20 protein-coding genes are annotated in these 23,635 nt (G+C 60.9%); 11 read left to right on the top strand and 9 right to left on the bottom strand.

Annotated elements, in window-relative coordinates; genetic code table 11:
• The first annotated feature begins 82 nt into the window (after nt 1–82).
• The 3 genes from NF676_RS10760 to NF676_RS10750 all read left to right on the top strand — a co-directional run bounded on the left by NF676_RS10760 (nt 83) and on the right by NF676_RS10750 (nt 3,207).
• Nucleotides 83–1,099 carry an arginine N-succinyltransferase gene (locus NF676_RS10760; protein ID WP_150635707.1) on the top strand — a complete coding sequence of 339 codons (1,017 nt, stop codon included), beginning with the start codon at nt 83–85 and terminating at the stop codon, nt 1,097–1,099.
• Between the two features lie 49 nt (nt 1,100–1,148).
• Entirely contained in the window at nt 1,149–2,183 is a 1,035-nt protein-coding gene (gene astA, locus NF676_RS10755; RefSeq protein WP_041478621.1) for an arginine N-succinyltransferase, read from the top strand.
• Nucleotides 2,184–2,337: 154 nt separating this feature from the next.
• Nucleotides 2,338–3,207, top strand: a complete 870-nt coding sequence (locus NF676_RS10750) for an isocitrate lyase/PEP mutase family protein (RefSeq protein WP_217849971.1) — start codon at nt 2,338–2,340, stop codon at nt 3,205–3,207.
• Nucleotides 3,208–3,312: 105 nt separating this feature from the next.
• On the opposite strand, the gene NF676_RS10745 is transcribed toward NF676_RS10750, so the two are convergent.
• The 3 genes from NF676_RS10745 to NF676_RS10735 all read right to left on the bottom strand — a co-directional run bounded on the left by NF676_RS10745 (nt 3,313) and on the right by NF676_RS10735 (nt 6,534).
• The gene (locus NF676_RS10745; protein ID WP_056784599.1) at nt 3,313–3,615 is read right to left on the bottom strand and encodes a hypothetical protein; all 303 of its coding nucleotides are present in this window, start codon (nt 3,613–3,615) and stop codon (nt 3,313–3,315) included.
• A gap of 401 nt (nt 3,616–4,016) precedes the next feature.
• A complete protein-coding gene (locus NF676_RS10740; RefSeq protein ID WP_056784596.1) occupies nt 4,017–5,252 on the bottom strand; it encodes a M20/M25/M40 family metallo-hydrolase in 1,236 nt (411 codons plus the stop codon).
• Nucleotides 5,253–5,460: 208 nt separating this feature from the next.
• Nucleotides 5,461–6,534 carry a diguanylate cyclase gene (locus NF676_RS10735; protein WP_150635710.1) on the bottom strand — a complete coding sequence of 358 codons (1,074 nt, stop codon included), beginning with the start codon at nt 6,532–6,534 and terminating at the stop codon, nt 5,461–5,463.
• A 188-nt stretch (nt 6,535–6,722) separates the two neighbouring features.
• Between NF676_RS10735 and NF676_RS10730 the strand changes: the two genes are divergently transcribed.
• The 7 genes from NF676_RS10730 (at nt 6,723) to NF676_RS10700 (ending at nt 15,602) form a co-directional block, all read left to right on the top strand.
• A complete protein-coding gene (locus NF676_RS10730; RefSeq protein ID WP_252887675.1) occupies nt 6,723–8,177 on the top strand; it encodes a flavin-containing monooxygenase in 1,455 nt (484 codons plus the stop codon).
• A 21-nt stretch (nt 8,178–8,198) separates the two neighbouring features.
• Nucleotides 8,199–9,125 (top strand): alpha/beta fold hydrolase, encoded by a 927-nt coding sequence (locus tag NF676_RS10725; RefSeq protein WP_056784590.1) that lies wholly within the window; start codon nt 8,199–8,201, stop codon nt 9,123–9,125.
• Nucleotides 9,126–9,217: 92 nt separating this feature from the next.
• The gene (glcD, locus tag NF676_RS10720) at nt 9,218–10,717 is read left to right on the top strand and encodes a glycolate oxidase subunit GlcD (protein ID WP_122880115.1); all 1,500 of its coding nucleotides are present in this window, start codon (nt 9,218–9,220) and stop codon (nt 10,715–10,717) included.
• The gene (gene glcE / locus NF676_RS10715; RefSeq protein ID WP_252877848.1) at nt 10,717–11,766 is read left to right on the top strand and encodes a glycolate oxidase subunit GlcE; all 1,050 of its coding nucleotides are present in this window, start codon (nt 10,717–10,719) and stop codon (nt 11,764–11,766) included. Before glcD ends, glcE begins: the two co-directional genes overlap by 1 nt.
• 2 nt (nt 11,767–11,768) lie before the next feature.
• Nucleotides 11,769–12,989: a glycolate oxidase subunit GlcF gene (gene glcF, locus NF676_RS10710; protein ID WP_252887674.1), complete on the top strand. Its 1,221-nt coding sequence runs from the start codon at nt 11,769–11,771 to the stop codon at nt 12,987–12,989.
• Between the two features lie 88 nt (nt 12,990–13,077).
• Entirely contained in the window at nt 13,078–14,466 is a 1,389-nt protein-coding gene (gene hglS, locus NF676_RS10705; protein ID WP_252887673.1) for a 2-oxoadipate dioxygenase/decarboxylase HglS, read from the top strand.
• Nucleotides 14,467–14,774: 308 nt separating this feature from the next.
• Nucleotides 14,775–15,602: a glycosyltransferase family 2 protein gene (locus NF676_RS10700; RefSeq protein ID WP_056784574.1), complete on the top strand. Its 828-nt coding sequence runs from the start codon at nt 14,775–14,777 to the stop codon at nt 15,600–15,602.
• 323 nt (nt 15,603–15,925) lie between these two features.
• On the opposite strand, the gene NF676_RS10695 is transcribed toward NF676_RS10700, so the two are convergent.
• The 6 genes from NF676_RS10695 to NF676_RS10670 form a co-directional block, all read right to left on the bottom strand.
• Nucleotides 15,926–16,510, bottom strand: coding sequence for a hypothetical protein (locus tag NF676_RS10695; RefSeq protein ID WP_252879845.1), 585 nt, complete (start codon nt 16,508–16,510; stop codon nt 15,926–15,928).
• Between the two features lie 86 nt (nt 16,511–16,596).
• Entirely contained in the window at nt 16,597–16,797 is a 201-nt protein-coding gene (locus tag NF676_RS10690; protein WP_056784567.1) for a hypothetical protein, read from the bottom strand.
• Nucleotides 16,798–16,808: 11 nt separating this feature from the next.
• A complete protein-coding gene (locus NF676_RS10685; RefSeq protein ID WP_056784562.1) occupies nt 16,809–17,051 on the bottom strand; it encodes a hypothetical protein in 243 nt (80 codons plus the stop codon).
• 137 nt (nt 17,052–17,188) lie between these two features.
• Nucleotides 17,189–18,256: a lipocalin-like domain-containing protein gene (locus NF676_RS10680; protein ID WP_252887672.1), complete on the bottom strand. Its 1,068-nt coding sequence runs from the start codon at nt 18,254–18,256 to the stop codon at nt 17,189–17,191.
• Nucleotides 18,246–20,714, bottom strand: coding sequence for an ABC transporter permease (locus NF676_RS10675; RefSeq protein WP_412071890.1), 2,469 nt, complete (start codon nt 20,712–20,714; stop codon nt 18,246–18,248). The genes NF676_RS10680 and NF676_RS10675 overlap by 11 nt, the downstream gene beginning before the upstream one ends.
• On the bottom strand, nt 20,714–21,367 hold the full coding sequence (locus NF676_RS10670; protein ID WP_016774109.1) for an ABC transporter ATP-binding protein: 654 nt from the start codon (nt 21,365–21,367) through the stop codon (nt 20,714–20,716). The genes NF676_RS10675 and NF676_RS10670 overlap by 1 nt, the downstream gene beginning before the upstream one ends.
• Nucleotides 21,368–21,506: 139 nt before the next feature.
• Between NF676_RS10670 and NF676_RS10665 the strand changes: the two genes are divergently transcribed.
• The gene (locus NF676_RS10665) at nt 21,507–23,480 is read left to right on the top strand and encodes an alkyl/aryl-sulfatase (protein ID WP_252887671.1); all 1,974 of its coding nucleotides are present in this window, start codon (nt 21,507–21,509) and stop codon (nt 23,478–23,480) included.
• The last annotated feature ends 155 nt before the right edge of the window (nt 23,481–23,635 follow it).

Below are 23,635 nucleotides of genomic sequence, written 5' to 3'. Positions count from 1 at the left end.
ACCGCCGATTCAACGCGTGGACACCGACAGTGATAGTCAGGTTCGGCGAATCGGCCGAATCTTTTGATACAGGAGTACATCCATGCTGGTCTTACGCCCAGTCGAGCAGAATGATCTGCCCCAGCTACAGCGCCTGGCCCGCGAGAGCCTGATCGGCGTGACTTCGCTGCCGGATGACAGCGAACACCTGCGCGAAAAAATCGCCGCGTCGTGCGCGTCTTTCGACAGCGCCGCCACAGCCCAGGGGCCGGAAAACTATTTCTTTGTACTGGAAGATCTCGAACGCCAGCAATTGGTCGGCTGCTCGGAAATCCTTGCCACCGCCGGTTTCAAGGAGCCGTTCTACAGCTTGCGCAATCGCCACTTCACCAGTGCTTCGCGGGAATTGAACATCGAGCATGGCGTGCCGGCGCTGTCGCTGTGCCATGACCTCAGCGGGCATACCTTGCTGCGCGGTTTCCACATTGACGCCGCGCTGGTGCGTACGCCGTTTTCCGAACTGTTGTCGCGAGCGCGCCTGCTGTTCATTGCTGCGCATGCACAGCGGTTCTCCGAGGCGGTGATCACCGAGATCGTCGGCTACAGCGACGAGCAGGGTCACTCGCCGTTCTGGGATGCGCTGGGCAAGCATTTCTTCGACCTGCCGTACGCGGAAGCCGAGCGCCTCTGCGGGTTGCAGAGCCGCACGTTTCTCGCCGAACTGATGCCGCAATACCCGATCTACGTGCCGATGCTGCCGCAAGCGGCGCAGGATTGCATCGGCCGCGTGCACCCGGACGGCCAGGAAGCGTTCGACATCCTCGCGCGTGAAGGCTTCGAAACCAACAGCTACATCGACTTGTTCGACGCCGGTCCGACGCTGTATGCGCGCACCGCGAACATTCGTTCGATCGCTGGCAGCCAGACCGCTATTGTCCGCCAACAAGTATCGACCGACGCCCGTGGCCGTTACCTGCTCAGCAACGACGCCCTGCATGACTACCGCGCGATTGTCACCGAACTCGACTATCACCCTGATCAACCGCTGCCCCTGACACCCGCCATCTGCGCGGCACTGAAAGTCAGCGAAGGCAGCTCGATACGGCTGGTCGCTCTGTGAGCCGCGTTAGCCATCCGCGCCTGAATCGGTACGCCAAAGGAGTTGGAGCATGATTGTCCGTCCGGTAAAAGTCAGCGACCTGCCTGCCTTGATGACCCTCGTCGAACAGGCCGGGCCAGGTTTCACCACCCTTCCGGCCAACGAGGACCGACTTGCGCACCGGGTGCGCTGGGCGCAACGGGCGTTCGCCGAACAGGTCGAACGGGCCGATGCCGATTACCTGTTTGTCCTCGAGGATGATGAGCAGCGCGTGGTCGGTGTCAGCGCGATGGCCGGCGCCGTTGGCCTGCGCGAGCCCTGGTACAACTACCGGCTCGGGGTGACCGTCAGTTCGGCACCGGACCTGGGCATTCAGCGGCAGATCCCAACGTTGTTCCTCAACAACGAACTGACCGGGCAATCGGAGCTGTGCTCGCTGTTCCTGCGCCATGACCAGCGCAACGGCAGCAATGGCCGCCTGTTGTCGCTGGGTCGTCTGCTGTTCGTCGCCGAATTTCCGCACCTGTTTGGCGAGAAGATGATCGCCGAGTTGCGCGGCAGTGCCGATGAAAACGGTTGCTCGCCATTTTGGGACAGCCTTGGCCGGCACTTCTTCCAGATGGATTTCACCCACGCCGATCACTTGTCCGGTCTGGGCAACAAAGCCTTTATCGCCGAACTGATGCCGCGCCAGCCACTATATACCTGCCTGCTCACCGAACAGGCGCAGGCGGCGATAGGCCAGACTCACCCGAACACCCAGCCGGCGTTGAAGATTCTTCAGGCCGAGGGCTTCACGCACAAAGGCTATATCGACATTTTCGACGGTGGCCCGGTCATCGAAGCGCCGATCCGCAGCATCCGCACGGTGCGCGACAGCCTCGAACTGACCTTGAGCCTCGGCACCCCGGACGAGCAGGCGCCGCTATGGCTGATTCACAACCGCCGGCTGGAAAACTGCCGTATCACCGTGGCCCCCGGGCGACTGGTGGGCAATAGCCTGGTTGTCGATCGTCTCACTGCCAAACGCCTGCAACTTCAGCCAGGCAATTCAGTGCGCGCAGTGCTCCTGCCCCATCAACAGCAACATGCCGTGGCGGCCTGATATTTCCGGCACGGGAGATTAAACCTTTCAGCCGCCAGTCCTGCCGCGCAAATTCGTCATGATTCTTGACCCATTCGCGTGATAGCCTTTTCACTCTTCGGCGTTGACACCTTTGCTCAAGCCTTTCCATTCCTTATGTATTGGTGGAACTCGTATGACCAGGCTTTCCCATCAAGATTTGCGCCATAACTTCCGTCAGCTGCTGGCCTCCGACACCTGCTACCACACGGCTTCGGTATTCGACCCGATGTCCGCCCGCATCGCCGCTGACCTTGGTTTTGAAGTGGGTATCCTCGGCGGTTCCGTGGCCTCCCTGCAGGTGCTTGGCGCGCCGGACTTCGCCCTGATCACCCTCAGCGAATTCGCCGAACAGGCCACGCGCATTGGCCGCGTCGCCCAATTGCCAGTGATCGCCGACGCCGACCACGGCTACGGTAACGCTCTTAACGTGATGCGCACCATCGTCGAACTGGAACGCGCTGGCGTCGCTGCACTGACCATCGAAGATACCTTGCTGCCCGCGCAATTCGGGCGCAAATCCACCGACCTGATCACCGTGGCCGAAGGCGTCGGCAAGATCCGCGCGGCGCTGGAAGCCCGGGTCGACACCGAGATGGCCATCATCGCCCGCACCAACGCTGGCATTCTGCCGAATCAGGAAATCATCAGCCGCACCCGCCAATATCAGGCGGCGGGCGCTGACGGTATCTGCATGGTCGGCGTGCAGGACTTCGATCAGCTGGAACAGATCGCCGAGCATCTGACCGTGCCGCTGATGTTGGTCACCTACGGCAACCCGGCCCTGCGCGACGACAAACGCCTGGCCGAACTCGGCGTACGCGTGACCATCGACGGCCACGGCGCCTACTTCGCCGCGATCAAGGCAACCTACGACAGCCTGCGCGAACAGCGGCAGATCTTCACCCAGGCCGCCGACCTGAGCGCGACCGAGTTGACCCACACCTATACCCAGCCGGAGGAATACATTCTCTGGGCCAAGGAGTACATGAGCGTCAAGGAGTGATGCACACGCTGCACCGGCCCCTTCGCGAGCAGGCTCGCTCCCACAGTTGAAATGCGGTCCCCTGTGGGAGCAAGCCTGCTCGCGAAAGCGTCTATTGCGGCACCGCTAAACCGGCGTCTTATACCCCTCCTCCCGCTGCGCCGCCCGCGCCTGAATCACATTCAGAATCGCGCAGCCCTCGCGCATCAGCAGATGAACCGCGCTGGTCACCCGCGTCAGATCACAATCGGAGATGCCCTTGAGGTTGAGGCTGGCGAAAGTGTCGGCCAGATCGCGCACGACCAAAAACCGGTGCATCGCACAGGCGGCCATGTCGCTGAGTTCAGTGTGGGTATTGATGAAGAGCACCGGGGATTCGGCGTCGTAGGTGTCGATGGGGAGATAGCGCGGCATTACTTGGTCGGTCATAGAGTTCACTCCAGAAAGGTCAGGTTCTGTATTCGACCGGCCAAGATCGTCGCAGGGTTATCTGCGAACCGAGACTATAAGAGCCGCGCCCGACGGCCGCAACGAGAGCTTCTGTCGGACTTTTCGGTATTTTTTGTGCGCCGTCCTCGACTGCCACTTTTCCCACAAAAGCCCCTCACCCTAGCCCTCTCCCAGAGGGAGAGGGGACTGATTGGGGAATGCTCTGGATCTGCGCCGACGTGGTGGACCGTGTTGAATGCGAAATTGAATTCAGCAGAAAATCTTAAGCTTGCCGCATTGACTATAAACAACACGGTCAGTCCCCTCTCCTGGGGGAGAGGGCTAGGGTGAGGGGTGAGTCAACTGACACCCCATCCCAAGCATTCACACCACCAACCCCATCACCGCGGCTTGGCCAACTCCATGATCATCCGCGACAACAGGTAAATCCGCGGCGCCACGCTCGCCACTTCGGCATATTCCTCCGGCGTATGAATATTGCCGCCGACAATGCCGAAGCCATCCAGCGTCGGCGTCCCTACGCCTGCGGACAGACTGGCATCCGCCGCGCCACCACTGCCCTCCTCGGTCAGCTTGCGGCCAATTTCGCCGTAAATGCCTTGAGCCATGGCCATCAAGCGATCGGACTCAGCGGTCTGCGGCATCGGCGGCAAACCGCGCTGCAAGGACGTTTTCACTTCGGTATCGGCAATCAACTTGTCCTGCGAGACCCGCGCCAGATCCTTCTCGATGCGATCAAATTCCTCCGGCACTGCCGCGCGCACATCCGCCTTGGCCGTGGCCTGATCAGGAATCACGTTGGTGCGATCGCCGGCCTTGAGCACGGTGAAGTTGATGGTGGTCTTCTTCGCCTCGTCACCGAGCTTGCCCAGTTGCAGAATCTGATGCGCCGCTTCCATCGCCGCGTTCCGTCCCAACTCTGGCGCGACGCCGGCGTGGGCGGCCTTGCCTTTGACTTCGACCAGCGCCGTCGCACTGCCCTTGCGCCACACCACCAGGCCATCGGCCGGGCGCCCCGGTTCGAGGTTGAGGGTGACGTCGTGCTGTTTGGCGGTTTTCTTGATCAGGTCGGTGGCGACGTCCGAGCCGGTTTCTTCGCTGGCATCCAGCAGGAAGGTGATCTGCGCGTAATCCTTGAAGTCGAGGTTCTTCAGCACTTTCAATGCGTAGATGCCGGCGACGATGCCGCCCTTGTCGTCCATCACACCCGGCCCGTAGGCGCGGCCGTCCTTGATGTGGAAAGGCCGCTCGGCGGCGGAGCCTTCCTTGAACACCGTGTCCATGTGCGCCATCAGCAGGATTTTCGCCTTGCCGGTGCCTTTGAGCGTGGCTAGCACGTGGTTGGATTTCTCCGGGGTGTTCGGCACCAGTTCGATAGTTGCGCCGAGCTTTTTCAGCTCATCGATGGCGATGTCGCTGACCTGTTTCAGGCCCGGCTCATAACCTGAGCCGGAGTCGATATTGACCAGTCGCTCCAACATTTTCAGGGCTTCGGGCTGATACTGCTCGGCATCGGCGAGCACTTGTTTGTGCGGTTCGGCAGCGTTTGCGGCCGAGAATGCGAGGGACAGACCGAGGCTGGCGGCCAGCAGAGAGCGGGGAAAGGAGAACGTCATGAAGCAGTCCTTGTTTCGTGTCGGAGGGATTCAACCGTAACCGACATCGGCACGAGGCTCTATAGCGGATGCGACACTGATCTAACCGACAACACATACCCCGGTGGGAGCGAGCCTGCTCGCGAAGGCGTCGTGGCAAACGATATTGATACCGCCTGACCCAGCGCTTTCGCGAGCAGGCTCGCTCCCACAGGTATCAGCTCGCCCGTCAGACCGAATCCAGCAGCGCCTGCCTCGGCTTGTTGTCGCTGTTGCAGATCACCCGATTGCGCCCACTGGCCTTGGCTTCGTACAACGCCTGATCGGCCTCATCCAGCCAACGCGTGGCGTCGGCATGGCTCGGGTCGTACGCGGCCAGGCCAATGCTCAGACTGACCTTCAACGCGGGGTTCTGCTCGTAGCCCATCACCGCAAAACGCTCGCGCAAGGCTTCCATGGCCTGAGCCGCGTTGAACAGTGGCAGCTCCGGCAGAATCACGCAGAACTCGTCCCCGCCATAGCGCCCCGCCACATCCGTGGCGCGCAGATTCTGTTTGAGCAGTTTGCTCAACTGGCGCAGGACGATATCGCCAGCGACATGCCCATAGGTGTCATTGATCGCTTTGAAGTGGTCGATGTCGATCAGCGCAATCGCCGCGCCCTGCTGCTGGCGTTTGCAGCGCTGGAACGCGAGGTTCAGCTGATCCTTCCACGCGCCGTGATTGAGCAGGCCGGTCAGGCTATCCGTGCGACTCAACGCCAATAGCTCGCGCTTGTGCCGACCGAGGGTAGAGGCCTGGCGAAAGCAGATCCAGCCCAGCGCCAGCGGATACAGCAACAGCAACGGCAAACAGGCGTACAGCTGCAGCGGCGATGTCGGTGGAATGAACGCCGGAGCAAACACCACCAGCCCCACGCCCATACCGAATAGCTGTGCCGCCGTGCCCGCCAGCAAAAAACGCCCGCCACCGATGGCGACGTTGTTCATCGCCATCATCGAAATCGTGGTAGCGCTGGGCAAGGGATTAAACTGCATGGCGGCGACCCAGAAGCCGCCCATGAATGCATCGATCAGCAAATTGCGGTGTTCGGCGCGAAACGGCACGCTCGAGCTTCGCGCCCATTGAAAGGCCAGATGCGGCCAGACCAGGCCGTTGAACAGCATCAGGCCCCACACCCACAGCGGCGGATCGAGCGCATGCATCGCCACGCTGACACACATCAGCCCGAGCAGCAGCCCGAACACCCGCGACCTGTACAGCCTCCTGGCCAGTGAAAGTCCCTTTCCTCGCGTATTTCCCATAAGGGCCTCGACCGCGCGATGCATGGTTACATCCCGACAAGGATGTGTCCGGAGTCTATCAGGGCGCCGCTAAATAGCCATCACCGGCCAGCGGCCTGAATAGAGCGCTATCAGCGCCGCACGCGCGGCCCAGAGTTGGCTATAAATGAAAGAGGGGAAATAGAAAAACAACTATAAAAAGGGGGCACATGCATACCTACGCTGTGTTGATCATCGGCAGCGGTTTCGGCGGCCAGTGCGCGGCGGTCAACCTGCTCAAGGCCGGAATCGACGATTTTCGCATTCTTGAGCGACGCGACTTCTTCGGCGGCACCTGGTGCCAGAACACCTACCCCGGCGCAGCGGTGGACGTCCCGTCGCCGCTGTATTCGCTGTCATTCGCGCCCTACCGCTGGTCGCAGATGTTCGCCGAACAGGCGGAATTGCGTCGCTACACCGAACAGCTGATCGAGCAGTTCGGTTTGCGCGAGCGCGTGGAGCTGGGGGCGGATGTCGAGCGCGTCGAGTGGGACGAGGCGGAAAAACACTGGACGGTGCACACCCGCGCCAAAGGCATCTTTCACACGCAGTTTTTGATCAACGCTTCCGGGCCATTGAGTCAGCCGGTCATCCCGCACTTTGCTGGGATGGATCGCTTTCAAGGCAAGACTTTTCACACAAACAATTGGGATCACAGCTACGACTATCGCGGTAAACGCGTGGCGATCGTCGGCAGTGGTGCCAGCGCCGCGCAGGTGATCCCGGCGATTGCGCCACAAGTCGAACACCTGCATGTATTCCAGCGCACGCCGCATTGGGTGCTGCCGCGTGCCGATCGCAAATTCGGCCGTTTCCAACGCTGGCTGCTCGGTCTGAAGCCGGCGTACAAGCTGCTGCGCTGGCTGATCTACTGGCAATTCGAAACCCGGGTGATCGCCTTCAAATACTCGAGACCGGCGATTCATCTGGTCCAACAACATGCGCTGCGTTTTCTCAAGCGCCAGGTTCCGGACCCGCTGCTGCGGCAAAAACTCACTCCGGACTTCACCATCGGCTGCAAACGCGTTTTGGTGTCCAGCACGTACTACCCGGCGCTGAGCCGCGCCAACGTCACGTTGCACAGTCGCGAGCACGGCATCGCTTCGATCGACGAAAGCGGGATCAACACCGTGGACGGTGAGCATCTCGATGTTGATCTGATCGTCTGGTCGACCGGTTACGACGCCACCGACGGGGTGATTTCCTACCCGGTCAGCGGCAAAAACGCGGTGCAACTCAGAGATGTCTGGGCCGAATACCCGCGCGCGTACCTCGGCACCAGCCTGCCGGATTTCCCCAACCTGTTTATCGTCACCGGGCCGAACACCGGCATTGGCCACACCTCGGCACTGTTCATCATCGAATCGCAGATGAACTACATCCTCGACTGCATCCGCACCGTACGGGCCAAAGGCCTGAGCAGCATCGAAGTGCGCCGTGACGCAGAACGTACCTACACTGCAATGATCCACCGGGAAATGCAGCGCACGGTGTGGAAGTCCGGTGGTTGCCACAGTTGGTACCAGAGCAAGAGCGGTCATGTGATCGCGATGTTTCCCGGCTTCAGTTTCAGCTATCACCTGCTGACCCGGGCGCTGAAACCGGCCGACCATATTTTGTCCTGAACACGTATAAGGAAGACGTCGATGCTTTTGCTGTTTGTCGCACTCGCGGTTTTCGTGGCCTGGAGCTGGTTGAGTTACCCGGCGGTCGGCCATTGGCTGTACGACCTGGCGATGGCAAGCGAGGCCAGGTTGTACAAACTGCACAAGATCGAAGTGCCGATCGCCGAGATGACCGTGTCGACCTGGCAAGGCGGGCCGTACGAGGCGTCCAGCGCGATCCTGATGCTGCACGGCTTCAGCGCCGACAAAAACCTCTGGCTGCGCTGCGCCCGGCATTTCGTCCGTCAGTATCGGGTGATCATTCCGGATCTGGCCGGCCACGGTGAGACTGGCTTCAAGGCTGGCGGCGGTTACGACATTGCGGTTCAGGCCAAACGCATGATTCAACTGCTCGACGTCTGCGGCGTGGAGAAAGTCCATGTCATTGGCAACTCCATGGGCGGCTACATCGCCGCGTGGCTGGCGGCGACCTATCCGGAGCGGATCGCATCGCTGGCGCTGATCGACCCGGCCGGCGTCACCGCACCGGAGCCGAGCGACATGGAGCGCCATCTGGCGCGCGGGCACAATCCGTTTCTGATCAATTCCCGCGAAGAATTTCAGCGCTTCTACGCGATGACCATGGAGTCGCCGCCGTGGGTACCGAAACTGGTGCTGGACGCCGTCGCCCAGCGCTATGAGCAACAACGTGACGAGCTCGAAGAAATCTTCCGCGACTTCCGCGCCAGCCCGCCGATGGAGCCGAAACTGGCCGAGATCAAATGCCCGGCGCTGTTGCTGTGGGGGCGCAAGGATCGCCTGATCGACGTCAGCAGCGTGCCGGTGTGGAGCAAAGGCATCGCCAATCTCGAAGTGGATGTGTGGGATCACGTCGGGCACATGCCGATGGTCGAACAGCCGGGAAATACCGCGCGCCTGTACGGGGAGTTTCTGGAACGACAGCGATGAAGATGGATACTCGCAATGCCCCAGGTTGCGCACCTGATCGTTCCCATGCTCTGCGTGGGAACGATCAGCGGAGACAGAAGGTTGGCGTTCCCATGAACATCCTTTACGACGAACGCCTCGACGGTCCGTTGCCCGAGGTGAACAAGGGCGAATTGCTCAAGGCCCTGCAACAAGCCCTGCCGGACCTGGACATCCTCTGGCGCGAAGATGAACTCAAACCCTACGAATGCGACGGTCTCTCCGCCTACCGCACCACGCCGATGCTGGTCGCCCTGCCCCGGCGCCTGGAGCAAGTGCAAACCCTGCTGAAACTCTGCCATCAGAACAACGTGCCCGTGGTCGCGCGGGGTGCCGGCACTGGGTTGTCCGGCGGCGCCCTGCCACTGGAAAAGGGCCTGCTGCTGGTGATGGCGCGATTCAACAACATTCTGCACATCGACCCCGCTGCACGTATCGCGCGGGTTCAGCCGGGGGTGCGCAATCTTGCTATCTCCCAGGCGGCGGCCCCATTTGGCTTGTATTACGCACCGGATCCGTCGTCGCAGATCGCCTGTTCGATCGGCGGCAACGTCGCGGAAAACGCTGGTGGCGTGCATTGCCTCAAGTACGGCCTGACCGTGCACAACGTGTTGAAAATCGAAGTACTGACCATCGAGGGCGAACGTCTGACGCTGGGCTCCGAGGCGCTCGATTCAGCCGGTTTTGACCTGCTCGCCTTGTTCACCGGCTCCGAAGGCCTGCTGGGGATCATCACCGAAGTCACGGTGAAACTGCTGCCCAAACCGCAAGTCGCCAAGGTCCTGCTCGGCAGTTTCGATTCAGTGGAAAAGGCCGGCCGCGCGGTTGCCGAAATCATCGCTGCCGGGATCATTCCGGGTGGTCTGGAAATGATGGACAACCTGGCCATTCGCGCCGCCGAAGACTTTATCCACGCCGGTTACCCGGTCGACGCCGAGGCGATTCTGTTGTGCGAACTCGACGGCGTCGAAGCCGACGTGCACGACGATTGCCAGCGCGTACGGGAAGTCATGACAGCGGCCGGCGCCACTGAAGTGCGCCAGGCCCAGGACGAGGCCGAGCGTGTGCGTTTCTGGGCCGGGCGCAAAAACGCGTTTCCGGCGATCGGCCGGTTGTCGCCGGATTATTACTGCATGGACGGCACCATCCCGCGCCGCGAATTGCCCGCTGTGCTGCAAGGTATCGCTAGCCTCGGCGAGGAATATGGCTTGCGCGTGGCCAACGTGTTCCATGCCGGCGACGGCAACATGCATCCGCTGATTCTGTTCGACGCCAACCAGCCAGGGGAGCTGCATCGGGCCGAGGCGTTGGGCGGCAAGATCCTCGAACTGTGCGTCAAGGTAGGCGGCAGCATCACCGGCGAGCACGGCGTCGGCCGCGAAAAAATCAATCAGATGTGCGCGCAGTTCAACAGCGACGAGTTACTGCTGTTTCATGCGGTGAAAGCCGCGTTCGATCCGCAGGGCCTGCTCAATCCCGGCAAGAACATTCCGACCCTGCACCGCTGCGCCGAATTCGGCGCGATGCACATTCACGCCGGGCAACTGCCCTTCCCCGAGCTGGAGCGATTCTGATGGCTGATTTCGATGCCGCCAACGCCCTGCTCGATCAGGTCAACGCCGCGCGGGCCAATGCCACGCCACTGAAGATTCAGGGCGGCAACAGCAAGGCGTTTCTCGGTCGCGAGGTGGCCGGCGAAGTGCTCGACACCCGTGCTCATCGCGGCATCGTTCAATACGATCCGACCGAACTGGTGGTCACCGCACGTGCCGGCACGCCGTTGTCCGAGCTGCTCGCGGCGCTGGATGAGGCCGGGCAAATGTTGCCCTGCGAACCGCCATCCTTTGCCGACAGCGCCACGGTCGGCGGCATGGTCGCTACGGGACTGTCCGGACCACGCCGGCCGTGGTCCGGCTCGGTGCGCGACTTCGTTCTCGGCACGCGGGTGATCACCGGCCTCGGTCAGCATCTGCGCTTCGGTGGCGAAGTGATGAAAAACGTCGCCGGTTATGACCTGTCGCGACTGATGGCCGGCAGTTTCGGTTGCCTCGGCGTACTCACCGAAGTGTCGCTGAAAGTCCTGCCGAAACCGCGCCAGTGCCTGAGCATTCGCCTCGATATCGACTGCGCTCGGGCCTTGAGCAAACTTGCCGAATGGGGCCAGCAACCGCTGCCGATCAGCGCGGCATGTCACGATGGCCAGAGTCTGTATCTGCGTCTGGAAGGCGGCGAAGGTTCGGTAACGGCGGCGCATCAACGGCTCGGTGGTGAGCCGTTGGACTCGGTTTTCTGGCGCGACCTCAACGAACAGCGCCTGAGTTTTTTCGACGAAGGTTTGCCGCTGTGGCGCCTGTCATTGCCGAACAATCTCGGCCCTCTCGAGTTGCCCGGCGAGCAACTGATCGACTGGGCCGGCGCGCAACGCTGGGTGAAATCCGAAAGCTCTGAGATTCACGCACTCGCCCATTCCTTGGGCGGCCATGCAACGTGCTTTACCCACGGTGCCACCGACTCGCCGTTTCAACCCTTGGCGCCAACCCTGTTGCGCTACCACCGGCAACTCAAGGCACAACTCGACCCGCAAGGGCTGTTCAACCCCGGACGCATGTACGCGGAGGTCTAGCCATGCAAACCACCCTCAGCGAGCAATCGCGGCAACTGCCCCGGGCTGGCGAAGCGGAAAAGATCCTGCGCACCTGTGTGCACTGCGGCTTTTGCAACGCGACGTGCCCGACGTATCAATTGCTCGGCGATGAACTCGATGGGCCGCGCGGGCGCATATACCTGATCAAGCAAGTGCTGGAAGGCGCACCGGCCACCGAGCAGACGCAGCTGCATCTGGATCGCTGCCTGTCGTGTCGCAACTGCGAAACCACCTGCCCGTCCGGCGTCGATTATCACAACCTGCTCGACATCGGCCGTGCGGTGGTCGACAGCGCGGTGCCGCGCCCGGCCGCCCAGCGCTTGCTGCGCGAAGGCTTGCGTGCGTTGGCGCCCAATCCCGGTTTGTTCAAAGGCTTGCTGCGCATGGGCGCGACCTTTCGACCGCTGCTGCCGCGCCTGCTGGAAAGCAAACTGCCGCAACACTTGGGTGTTATGGGGTCGCGCCCCGCTCCTCGGCATGCGCGCCGGGTGTTGTTGCTCGAAGGCTGCGTGCAACCGGGTCTGTCGCCGAACACCAATGACGCGACCGCGCGGGTGCTCGATCGTCTGGGCATCAGCGTCACTCCGGTGAGCGAGGCGGGTTGCTGCGGCGCGCTCGACTATCACCTCGACGCCCAGGCCAAAGGTCTCGACCGCGCTCGACAGAACATCGACGCCTGGTGGCCGCACTTGCAGAATGGCGCCGAAGCCATCGTGCAAACGGCCAGCGGTTGTGGCGCGTTCATCAAGGATTACGGGCATTTGCTTGCGGACGATCCGATCTACGCGTTGAAAGCCCGGCAGATCAGCGAAATGACTCGGGACCTGGTGCAAGTCATCGCGCAGGAACCGCTGGAACAGGTCTGCGCCGCCAGCGAACGGCGCATCGCCGTGCATTGCCCGTGCACTTTGCAGCACGCACTGAAACTCGGCGGCGCCGTGGAAACAGTGCTGACCCGACTCGGCTTCAACCTCACGCCGGTACCGGATGGCCATTTGTGCTGCGGCTCGGCGGGCACTTACTCGCTGACCCAACCGGTGCTGGCGCGGCAACTGCGTGACCAGCGACTCAACGCTCTGGAAAGCGGCCGGCCCGAGTTGATCGTCACTTCCAATGTGGGCTGTCAGAGCCATCTGGCGAGCGCCGGGCGCACGCCGGTCAGACACTGGATCGAGCTGGTGGATCAGTCGTTGGCAGAATGAAGTTCGTAGGATTCTTCGTTTGCCCGCGTGGGCGAAGGCTGCGATCTTTTCGGGCATCCATTTCGTCACCGTGGCAGGAATTTTTTTCATGACCGTGCAGCCGTTCGTCAGCCCCGACCTGATCCGCCAACGCTTCTCCCGAGCGATGTCCGACATGTACCGCGAAGAGGTGCCGCTGTACGGCGCGCTGATGGAACTGGTGGAGAAAACCAATCGCGAAGTGCTGGCACGTCAGCCTGACATCGCCGGACAGCTCAAGCGCACCGGCGAAATCGAACGCCTGGACATGGAACGCCACGGCGCTATCCGCGTCGGCACCGCGACCGAACTGGCCACCCTCGCCCGCCTGTTCGCGGTGATGGGCATGCAACCGGTGGGTTATTACGACCTGACCCCAGCGGGTGTGCCGGTGCATTCAACGGCGTTTCGCGCGGTGCATGAAGAAGCGCTGCAGGTCAGCCCGTTTCGCGTGTTTACCTCGTTGCTGCGCCTGGAGCTGATTGAAGACGCTGAATTGCGTTCGTTTGCCGAGTCGGTACTGGCCCGTCGTTCGATTTTTACTGAAGAGGCGTTGCGCCTGATTGAACAGGCGGAAACGGCAGGCGGACTGAATGACGACGAAGCCGCAGAATTCGTCCGACAGGCACTGGAGACTTTTCGCTGGCACCACAGCGCCACCGTCAGTGCCGCGCAATACCAAAAACTCAGCGCTCAGCACCGCTTGATCGCCGATGTCGTTGCGTTCAAAGGCCCGCACATCAACCACCTGACCCCACGCACGCTGGACATCGACACCGTGCAGGAGCAGATGCCTGCCCATGGCATCACACCCAAAGCGGTGATCGAAGGTCCACCACGCCGCAACTGCCCTATCCTGCTGCGCCAGACCAGTTTCAAGGCGCTGGACGAGCCGATCGCCTTCACCGATCAGCCCGAAACCCGTGGCAGCCACAGCGCGCGCTTCGGCGAAATCGAACAACGCGGCGCAGCTCTGACACCCAAGGGTCGCGCGCTGTATGACCGCTTGTTGAATGCCGCTCGCGATGAACTGGGCGACGTCCCCAATGAAGCCAATGCCGCACGCTACGACGCGCTGATGACGCAGCACTTTGCCGAATTTCCTGACAGCATCGAGGGCATGCGCGAACAGGGGCTGGCGTACTTTCGTTATTTCGCTACGGAAAAGGGCATCGCGCCGCACGGACTTGGCGAATCGTCACTGGAGGATTTATTGCGCGAAGGCTATGTGAAAGCGGAGCCGCTGGTGTACGAAGATTTCCTGCCGGTGAGCGCAGCGGGGATTTTTCAGTCGAACCTGGGGGATGCCGCACAGGCGCATTACGCCGAACACTCCAATCGACATGCTTTCGAACAGGCGCTGGGGCGTTCGACCATTGATGAGTTGGGGTTGTACGCCGAGACGCAACGGCGGTCGATTGAGGAATGTGCCGAAGTGCTGCGGATCAAACTCACCTGAATTTTGCACCGCTCTACTGTAGGAGTGAGCCTGCTCGCGATAGCGGTGTAACAGTCGCCGATGATGTGACTGGAAAGACGCCTTCGCGAGCAGGCTCGCTCCCACAGGTTTTGCGGATGGACCGCCGTTCAGGACAAGCGACAAAACCAAATGGTCGCTGCATCTATTGGAAAACAATGTCGGATCTGAATTATCCCGCTTGTTTTCACAAACCAATCAGATCGGCAAATTAAGCTTCACCTAAGCTTCCCCCGCTAGCATCCCGGCTCATCAACCTGTCGTCTTGAGCCGTGATGAGTCCCTCCGACATGAAAGCCTTCGATCTGCCTACCCAGCCGCATCCCGACTTCAGTCTTGTTCTGGTCAATTACAAAACCCCGGACATCACCCGCATGTGTCTGGAACTGTTGCGCGAGCATGTTCAGGCGCAGGGCATTCCAGTGTGGGTGGTGGATAACGATTCGGCGGATGCCAGCCTCGATTATTTGCGTTCGCTGGACTGGATCAATCTGATCGAGCGGCCGTCGCCCGGTAAGGAAATGGGGCATATTGCCCATGGCAAGGCGCTGGATCTGGCCTTGGCGAAAGTTGAGACCGATTATTTGTTTCTGCTGCACACCGATACCTTTGTCTACGACATGGAAGTGTTCGCGATGATGATGCGCGAATGCACGAAAAGTGCGGACATGGCGGCGGTGGGTTGTGTTGAGCAACTTGATCGTGGGTTACTGCGTGATACCTGGCGGTTAACTTCGCGGTTCTGCAAACATCATGTTCGTCGGCTAAAAGTTCATTTCGGCCTGCGTTCGAAACCACCACGCCCGTATAAAGAAACGCATCTGAAAAGTTTCTGTACGCTGTGGAATGCACGTTTGATGAAGTCGCTCGGGCTGCACTTCTGCATGGATGAGGAGGTGCCTGGTTACACGCTTCAGGATCGAATGGTCGGGTTGGGCTATGGCGTCAGGTTTCTCTCGCCGCGGAAGATCTTCCGCTACCTTGATCACATCCAGGCCGGCACCGTCGCGGCGGCAGGCACATATGGCAAGGATCATCGCCGTACAAAAATGTACCAGCAGACACTCAAGCGCTTGCAGGGGCAGCATGGCAAAACCGGTATGCAAGCTTCGACTTGATCGAAAACAATAAAAAAGGGCGACTGCAAAGTCGCCCTTTTTGTTTGCAGATTCTGTATACAACTTTCGTCAGTAGTGGAGTTCGCCCAGTGTTACGGCCTGGCAATCCTTGCACCGGTAAAGAGCCCTGACACTGGGCGAACGCCGAGGATTTTAATTCAAACAAGTGGACCTGTCGTCCTGGGCAAACATGAAATTTTTGCACTGAAAAGTTAAAAACTGTGTTTTGCCGATTTATCCCGGGAATTGTCTTACAAAAACCTTTATATGATTGCTCTCATACATAAAGTTGTACAAGAGCAATAAACTTGTAGAGTTAATACTCAACTATCGTGCTGACTGGTCACTTTCAGGATATCGGTATAAGTGACAATAACGCTCTGCCCTACTTTCAGATCTTTCAACTTGGCCTGAATCTCCGGCTTCTTCACATCGAGCGTCTTCGATTGTCCGGACGGATCTTGGAGGGTGACCTGATTGGTCTTCAAATCGATTTTGCTGATTTTCAGCTGCACCTGAACCTGACGATAGCCCTCGCCGCCCGGGTTATCGCTGCCCGGGGCCTTGCGCAGTTCGCCGGTACGTTCGGTGGTGCCTGGCAGACCTTTATCCACGTCTGTATCGAGATAAGCGGCGACAGATCGCTGCACCTCGATCTTCACCAGGTCCCCTACTTTGAGATTGGCAAGATTTTTCGCTTTGTCGCTGAGCTGAACGTGGACCTGACGTCCCTCGGGGCCTTCCAGCACGACCTGGTGATTGGCCGGGTCGACAGCGAGCACTTTGGTGGTAACGGAATCGGCCTCAACGACGGCGGATAACGGAATGTCGGCAGCCAGAGCGCCGAAACTCGTGACAGAAAGCAGCGTTGCGAGAGTGATGGCCTTGGCCAGAGCGTCGAGCTTCATATGCATTACTTTCCCTGTGATGAAATGGCGACACCCGCCACCAGAACGACTTCAGCGACGGGCGTGCCAGTGAGCATAGACGCTGTTCAGGGCTTGACTTGGGTTTGTGGCCCTCGGGTGTGTGGCTTGGCGGTCTCTTGGGCGGTGGATTCGCCACTCGGCGTGCCCTTGCCGCTGTCCTGCCGCTGCTTGGGATCGGTCGGGCGCAAGGCATCATTGTCGCGCTCGGTTTCACCGGCCGGGCGTGGTTCGTCGGGGTTGTCGTTCTGGTTGCTGGTGGTATTCATGGCAGGAGTCCTCAGGCTTCGGGATCTTCGAGTTCGCGGGCGACGTTGACCTCGGGTGACTGCTTGTGCAGATCGTCGGCTTTGGCGCGCATCAACTGCCATTGCTCAAGATCGATTGCGCCTTGGCCGAGCAGGTCATCGGCGATGCGTTGCAGATCGAGGTAGTGAGCGTCAGGGGAGTTCTGCCAGTAGGCTTGATCGTCGAACAGGCGCTGCCAGGTGTCGAGGTCTGGGGGTTGCAGGTCGTCGCTCATGGGTGAGTCCGAAAATGGCGGGTTTCTGGGTAGAGCGGAGAGCGCTGGCGAGAGTTCCAGTCAGTTAACTCAGCGGTCACAGCGCTGACGCTTTCGCGAGCAGGCTCGCTCCCACAGGGAAGAAAGCGGTGCCGCCGTTAATACCCGGTCATTTCCAGATAGCCTTGGCCAGGATGGCTGCCATCGACCTTCACCGGCCCTTCCCAATAGGGAATACGCAAATCCATCCACGCATTGCGGTTGATCGCGTCAACGCTGATATCGAGTTTCTTGTCAGGAATGCGGATCGACCATTTCACCGGCATCGGCCGATCAGCAACCTTGGCCGTATCCTGCGGCACAAGGCTGATCTGCTCGCTGCGCAACGTCTGAATCTGCCCGTCAGCGGCGATCCAGGTGCCGGTCAGATAAGGCGCGCCGGTCTTCTGCCGCATGCGATAAAGCATCACGTGTTCGCCGCTGTCCAGATGCAGCGAGAACCAGTCCCAGCCAGTTTGATTGGCGGTGAGTGGCTGACTGCTCCACTCGCGATCGAGCCACGCCGGGCCGCTGACGGTGTAGGTCTGGCCGTCGATCTGCAGCGTGCCGCTGGCCTGGAAAAATGGCTGGCTGTAGTAATACGACGCCTGGCCTTCTTCGGATTTTTGGCTGAAACCGTTGTCGCCCTGCAGCACCAGCGGTCGGCTGGAGGTAAGGCGCAGTTGATAAGCGAAATTCTTGTCACGAGCACTGAGTTGCATATCGCTCAACGGATCCTGCGCCTGACTGGCAAACATCCAGTCATCGATCCACGCCTCGAACGGCGCCAAGCGCACGCCGGCCTGGCCTACTCCGCCCCGGGCGTAGCGCTCGGCGGCATGATGCACCGAGCGCGAAGTGACTGCCGCATGGCCCAGCCAGATCGTTTGGTTGCCCCAACCGGCCTGCTCGGCGACGGGTTTCAGGGCGCTGCGAAACAGCGTCCATTGCACGCCGAAGTCATTGCCCTGCTGATCCTTGAGGTTGGCGGTGACGTACCACCACTCAATGCGAAAACCATCATGCGCGCCATGATCGGCCGGAAAGCTGAATACCCGACCGGGCACCACCGGGGTGAAGGATTGCGCCTGATCGCCCATGCCGGCAAAACCCTTTTCCTCGGGTGCAGGCTGATCGCAGCCAGCGAGCAGCAGCGCAATCATCAGCACGAGCCATTTAGTCCTCATGGGCAAATGTCCTCAGCAAGTCCGCCGGTTGTGTGCGGTACAGCGAATACAGCGGCCATGCCGAAGCCAGTAAAGTCGCGAGCAAGGCCAGGCCCATCAGTTGCAACAACTGCAACGGGAACACCCGCAGCGGCAGTCGCCAGCCGAACGCCTGCACGTTGATCACCGCATCGAGGCACCACGCCAGGGCGATTCCCAACGGCAGCGCCAACAGCAACGTCAATACGGCAAGCAGCCAGGTCTGACCGAGGTTGAGCAGCATCAATTGTTTGCGTGTAACGCCCAGCGCCCACAGCGGTGCGAGCTGACTGAGGCGACTCTGGCTCTGAGTGAGCAGACTGATGAACAGCGCCACACCCGCCACGGCCAGGGTCAGGCTGTTCAAAGCTGCTGTCGCAGCAAATGTGCGTTCAAAGACTTGCACCGACCAGCCCTTGAGCCGCGCCTGATCGACGATGCGGTTGTCATCCAGCGCAAAACGCGCCTGCAAGGCGTTGAGCAGCGCCGGAATCTGCGCTGGGTCGATACGCAGATTGAAGCGGTTCGGCGTGAGTTGCGGCCATCCGCGCAGCAGGTGCTCACTGCTGATCAGCACGTGCCCCTTCGGATTGCCGTAGTCGGCGTAGATGCCGACGATGCGCGGCGACCATGTGCCGTTCGGCGTGGGAATGTTCAGATGCTCGCCCGGCTTCACTTTCAGGCGTCGCGCCAGTTGTTCGCTGAGCATCACCGCATCGTCCGTGGCCAGTTTGCCCCACGGATCGCTGCCACTGCTGTCGAGCAACGGCCAATGCTGGCGATAGTACGAGTGGTCGATGATGCCGTAGACATCGGCCGGCCAGCCTTGCAGCGTCACCGAAACCTGCCAGTTGGGCAGCACAGCGGTCACGTCGGGCTGCTGCTTGAGCCAACTGTGCATCTCGCGGGCCTGCGCCGGATTGGCCGGGTTGATGTACAACTCGGCGCTCAGGCGTTGTTCGAGCCAGTCGTTGAAGGTCTGGCGAAAACCGGCGGTCATGCTACCGGCGCCGATATTGGCGGCGAGCGCCAACAGCAGCGCCATCAGCGCCAGACTCAGGGCTGGCAGTTGCTGGCGGCAGTCGGCGAGAAACCACTGGCCGAGCACCGAACGACTGCGCCCGAGCAACGGGTTCAACAACGCGCTGAGCAACACCGGCAAGGCCAGCGCGGCACCGAGCAACAGCCCGGCCATGAGCACGAAACCGCTGCTCAGGGTGTCGCCCCAGATCAGCGCCGCCAGCGCAATTGTCAGCAGCGCTGTCGCCAGCCAACCCTGTCGGCGCAACCAGCGCGAATACTGTTGATGCCACGCCTGCGGATCGGCCACCGCCAGCAACGGCAGGCGCGCCGCCCGCAGCAGACTGTTGGCCCCGGCCAGCAACGCGCCGAGCAGGCTCAGCCCTATGCCGCTGAACCACCACCAGGGACTCAGGCGCAACTGCCCCGCCACTTCCGCGCCATATAAACCGCGCAGGCTGGCGGCGACGTCCGGCAGCAGCACGCTGGCCAGCCAATAGCCGCTGATCACACCGAATAATCCGCCGATCAGCGCCAGCACACCCAGTTCAACCACCAGACATGCGATCAGCATTCGTGCACTGACGCCACAGGCGCGCAAGGTGCGCAGCAAACCTCGGCGCTGTTCCAGAGCGAGGCCGATGGCGGCGTGGACGATGAACAGGCCGACCAGAAATGACAAAAATCCAAGGGCATCAAGATTGAGGTGAAAGCTCTCGGTCAGCCGCGCGAGGTTGTTTTCTTCGCCGCTGCTCTTGAGCTGCAAGCGATCATTGAAACTGGCCGGTAATTCCTGATGAAAATCTTTGGGCAGCAGCAGTCGCGACAATTGCTCGGGTTGTTCGAGCAGGCGCTGCGCTACGCCGATGTCGACCAGCAACAGGCCCGGCGCCATGTCCTTCTGCGCGAGCAGTGGCGGCAGGGTCTGGCCGTTCACGGTTTGCGGTGTATCGCCTTCGCGCAAGCCGAGCATTTGCATCGTGTCCGGGGAAATCCAGGTGCTGCCCGGCGGGCTGAAAAATTCGACGATGCGCTCGATCGGCATCGCCTGCCCGGCCACTGCCGAATCCGTCGGCAGCGATACCGGCTCGATGCCCATCACCTGAATCCGCTGGTCTTCCTGGCCCTTGAGCGTCAGCCGGCCCTGCAACACCGGTGACACCGGCCAGCCCTGACGGCGCAATTCGATAAACCAACGCTGTGGAAACAGCGACCCATTCGGCGTGCTCAGGCTGGCCTGTGGTTCGCCGCCGATCATCTGGCTGGCCCGCGCGTAGCTGTCACGTGCCTGACTGTTCAGCGCCTCGACGCCAGTGAGCAGACTGGTGGCCAGCCACAACCCGGTCAGCACGCTGAAAAACTGCACGGGATGGCGCCGCCAGTGGCTGAGCAGCGCGCGCAGGGTTTGCCGCCAGATCATCAGGCGACCCGCCCGTTCGACAACACCACACGCTGGGCCAATCGCGCCGCGACGCGCTGACTGTGGGTGACCATCAGCAGGGTCGTCGGCGTGTCATCGAGCAATTCCAGCAACAGCCGCAGCACTTCATCGCTGGTCGCTTCATCGAGGCTGCCGGTGGGTTCATCGGCCAACAGCAATTTCGGCTGCGAAGCCAATGCCCGGCCCAAAGCGACTCGTTGCTGCTGACCGCCGGAGAGTTGCTCGGGATACCGCGAGAGCAGATCGCCCAGACCCAGACGCTGCACCAGATGCGCTTGCCAGCGCGGCTCATGGCGCCCGGCGAGGCGCGCCTGAAAGGCCAGATTGTCTTCCACGCGCAGACTGCCGATCAGGTTGAACTGCTGAAACACCAGACCGATTTCCGTACGTCGCCAGTTGGCCAGTTGCGCTTCGCTCATGGCTTCCAGACGATGTTCACCGCTGCGGATGCTGCCGCTGTCGACCTTGTCCAGCCCCGCCACCAGATGCAGCAGCGTGCTTTTGCCACTGCCCGATTCGCCCATCAGCGCCAGGCTGCCACCGGCCTCCAGCGTCAGGTCGACGCCTTGCAGCACCGGCAACAATCCCTGTGGCGTGGCATAGCTTTTGAAAACGTCGCGAACCTCAAGCATGGGCAAACCCGATCAGTGAACCTGGGCCTAGGATAGCGGCCCTGAATGGTTTTTGTCCGCTGATGATCATCGTCAACCCAGCGCCGCGCCTTAAGCTGCTGGCTGTTCGGCCATAACGATAATAAAACCGGAGACACCCATGCCCCGTTTCATCCTGAGCCCGCGTGGCCTGCTGACCTGCCTGATCACCACTTGCCTGAGCCAGCCGTTGCTCGCTGCTGACGGTCCGGTGGCGCCGAGCGTGCAAACCGCCGCAAGCAACGCTGCCGTGCTGCAAACCCTGCCTTTCAGCGACCGCACCGATTTCGAATCCGTCAGCAAAGGCTTGATCGCACCGTTCAAGGGTCAGATCAAGGATGCCGCCGGCAAAGTCATCTGGAACGTCAATGCCTATGATTTCCTCGCCAAAGACAAGGCGCCGGAATCGGTCAATCCGAGCCTGTGGCGGCTGGCCCAGCTCAATGCCCACGCCGGTCTGTTCGAGGTCAGCCCCAAGCTGTATCAGGTGCGCGGCCTCGACCTGGCCAACATGACCATCATCGAAGGTGACGACGGGCTGATCATCATCGATCCGCTGACCATGGCCGAAACCGCCAGGACGGCGCTGGATCTGTACTACGTCAATCGCCCGCGCAAACCGGTCGTCGCGGTGATCTACAGCCACACCCATGTCGATCATTTCGGCGGCGTGCGCGGGGTGATCGACGAGGCCGATGTCAAGTCCGGCAAGGTCAAGGTCTACGCGCCGGTCGGCTTCATGGAACACGTCATGAGCGAAAACGTCATGGCCGGCAACGCCATGAGCCGCCGCGCGCAGTACCAGTTCGGCAGCCTGTTGCCGCGCAGTGAAAAAGGCCAGGTCGACGCTGGCCTCGGCAAGAGCGCGCCCAGCGGTGGCACGGTCACACTGATCGCGCCAACCGATCTGATTGCCGAGCCGTTGGAAACCCGCATCATCGCTGGCCTGCAAGTCGAATTCCAGCTGACCCCAGGCACCGAAGCGCCAGCGGAAATGAACCTTTATCTACCGCAGCTGAAAGCCTTGTGCATGGCCGAAAACGCCACGCAGATGATGCACAACATCCTCACCCCGCGCGGCGCGCAAGTACGCGATGCCAAAGCCTGGTCGCAATACCTCGATGACAGCCTGGCGCGCTATGGTGACAAGGCCGACGTGCTGTTCGCCCAACACAACTGGCCGACCTGGGGTGGCGAGCGGATTCGTACTTTGCTCGCCGATCAGCGTGACATGTACGCCTTCATCAACGACCGCACCCTGCACTTGCTCAACCAGGGTCTGACGCCGCTGGAAATTGCCGAAGCAATCAAGAAACTGCCCGGCTCGCTCGATCAGAAGTGGTACACCCGTGGTTATTACGGCTCGCTGAGTTTCAATACGCGCGCGGTGTATCAGCGTTACATGGGTTTCTACGACGGCAACCCGGCCAACCTCAACCCGCTGCCGCCGGTCGATGCGGCTAAACGCTCGGTCGAGGCCATGGGCGGTGCCGCGTCGGTGCTGGAAAAAATGCGCAGTGCGATGGCCAGTGCTGACTACCGATGGGCCGCGCAGTTGGGCAACCAGTTGCTGTTCGCCGATCCGGACAACGCGGATGCCCGCAACGCTCAAGCCGAGACGCTGGAGCAGTTGGGTTATCAAAGCGAGAACGCCACCTGGCGCAACATGTACCTGACCGGTGCGATGGAACTGCGCAACGGCGTACCACCGCAGTCTGCCAATACCGTATCGGTGGACATGGTCCGGGCGATGAGTCCGGAAATGTTCTTCGACTACCTCGCGGTACGCCTGGACAGCGACAAAGCCGTGGCCCATGACCTGACGCTGAACTGGACGTTCGACGATGTGCAAAGGGATTTCACCCTGACCCTGCGCAATGGCGTGCTGACTCACCGCGCCGGCTTGAATCCGGCGGCGGATGCGAGCGTCAGCCTGAGCCGCGATACGCTGGAGAAGATCAGCCTGAAGCAATTGGACTTCCCGACGGCGATGCAAACAGGGCTGGTGAAGTTGCAGGGCAATGGTCAGAAATTCGGATTATTGATGGGCAGCCTGGATACGTTCGGGCCGCAGTTCAATATCGTCACGCCGTAAGTCAAAAGCCCCTCACCCTAGCCCTCTACCAAAGGGAGAGGGGACTGACCGTGTTGGATGTACGAGATACGCCGAGGCGGGATACCGAGTAGAACTCAGATTCCGAACGCCATGAAGATCGGCTTCCTTTCCCCCTCGCCCCCTTGGGGGAGAGG

Source organism: Pseudomonas siliginis, from assembly GCF_024072275.1.
GTDB classification, from domain to species: domain Bacteria; phylum Pseudomonadota; class Gammaproteobacteria; order Pseudomonadales; family Pseudomonadaceae; genus Aquipseudomonas; species Aquipseudomonas siliginis.
The sequence above is the reverse complement of the archived record's forward strand: the minus strand, read 5'-3'. Positions and strand labels throughout refer to the sequence as shown.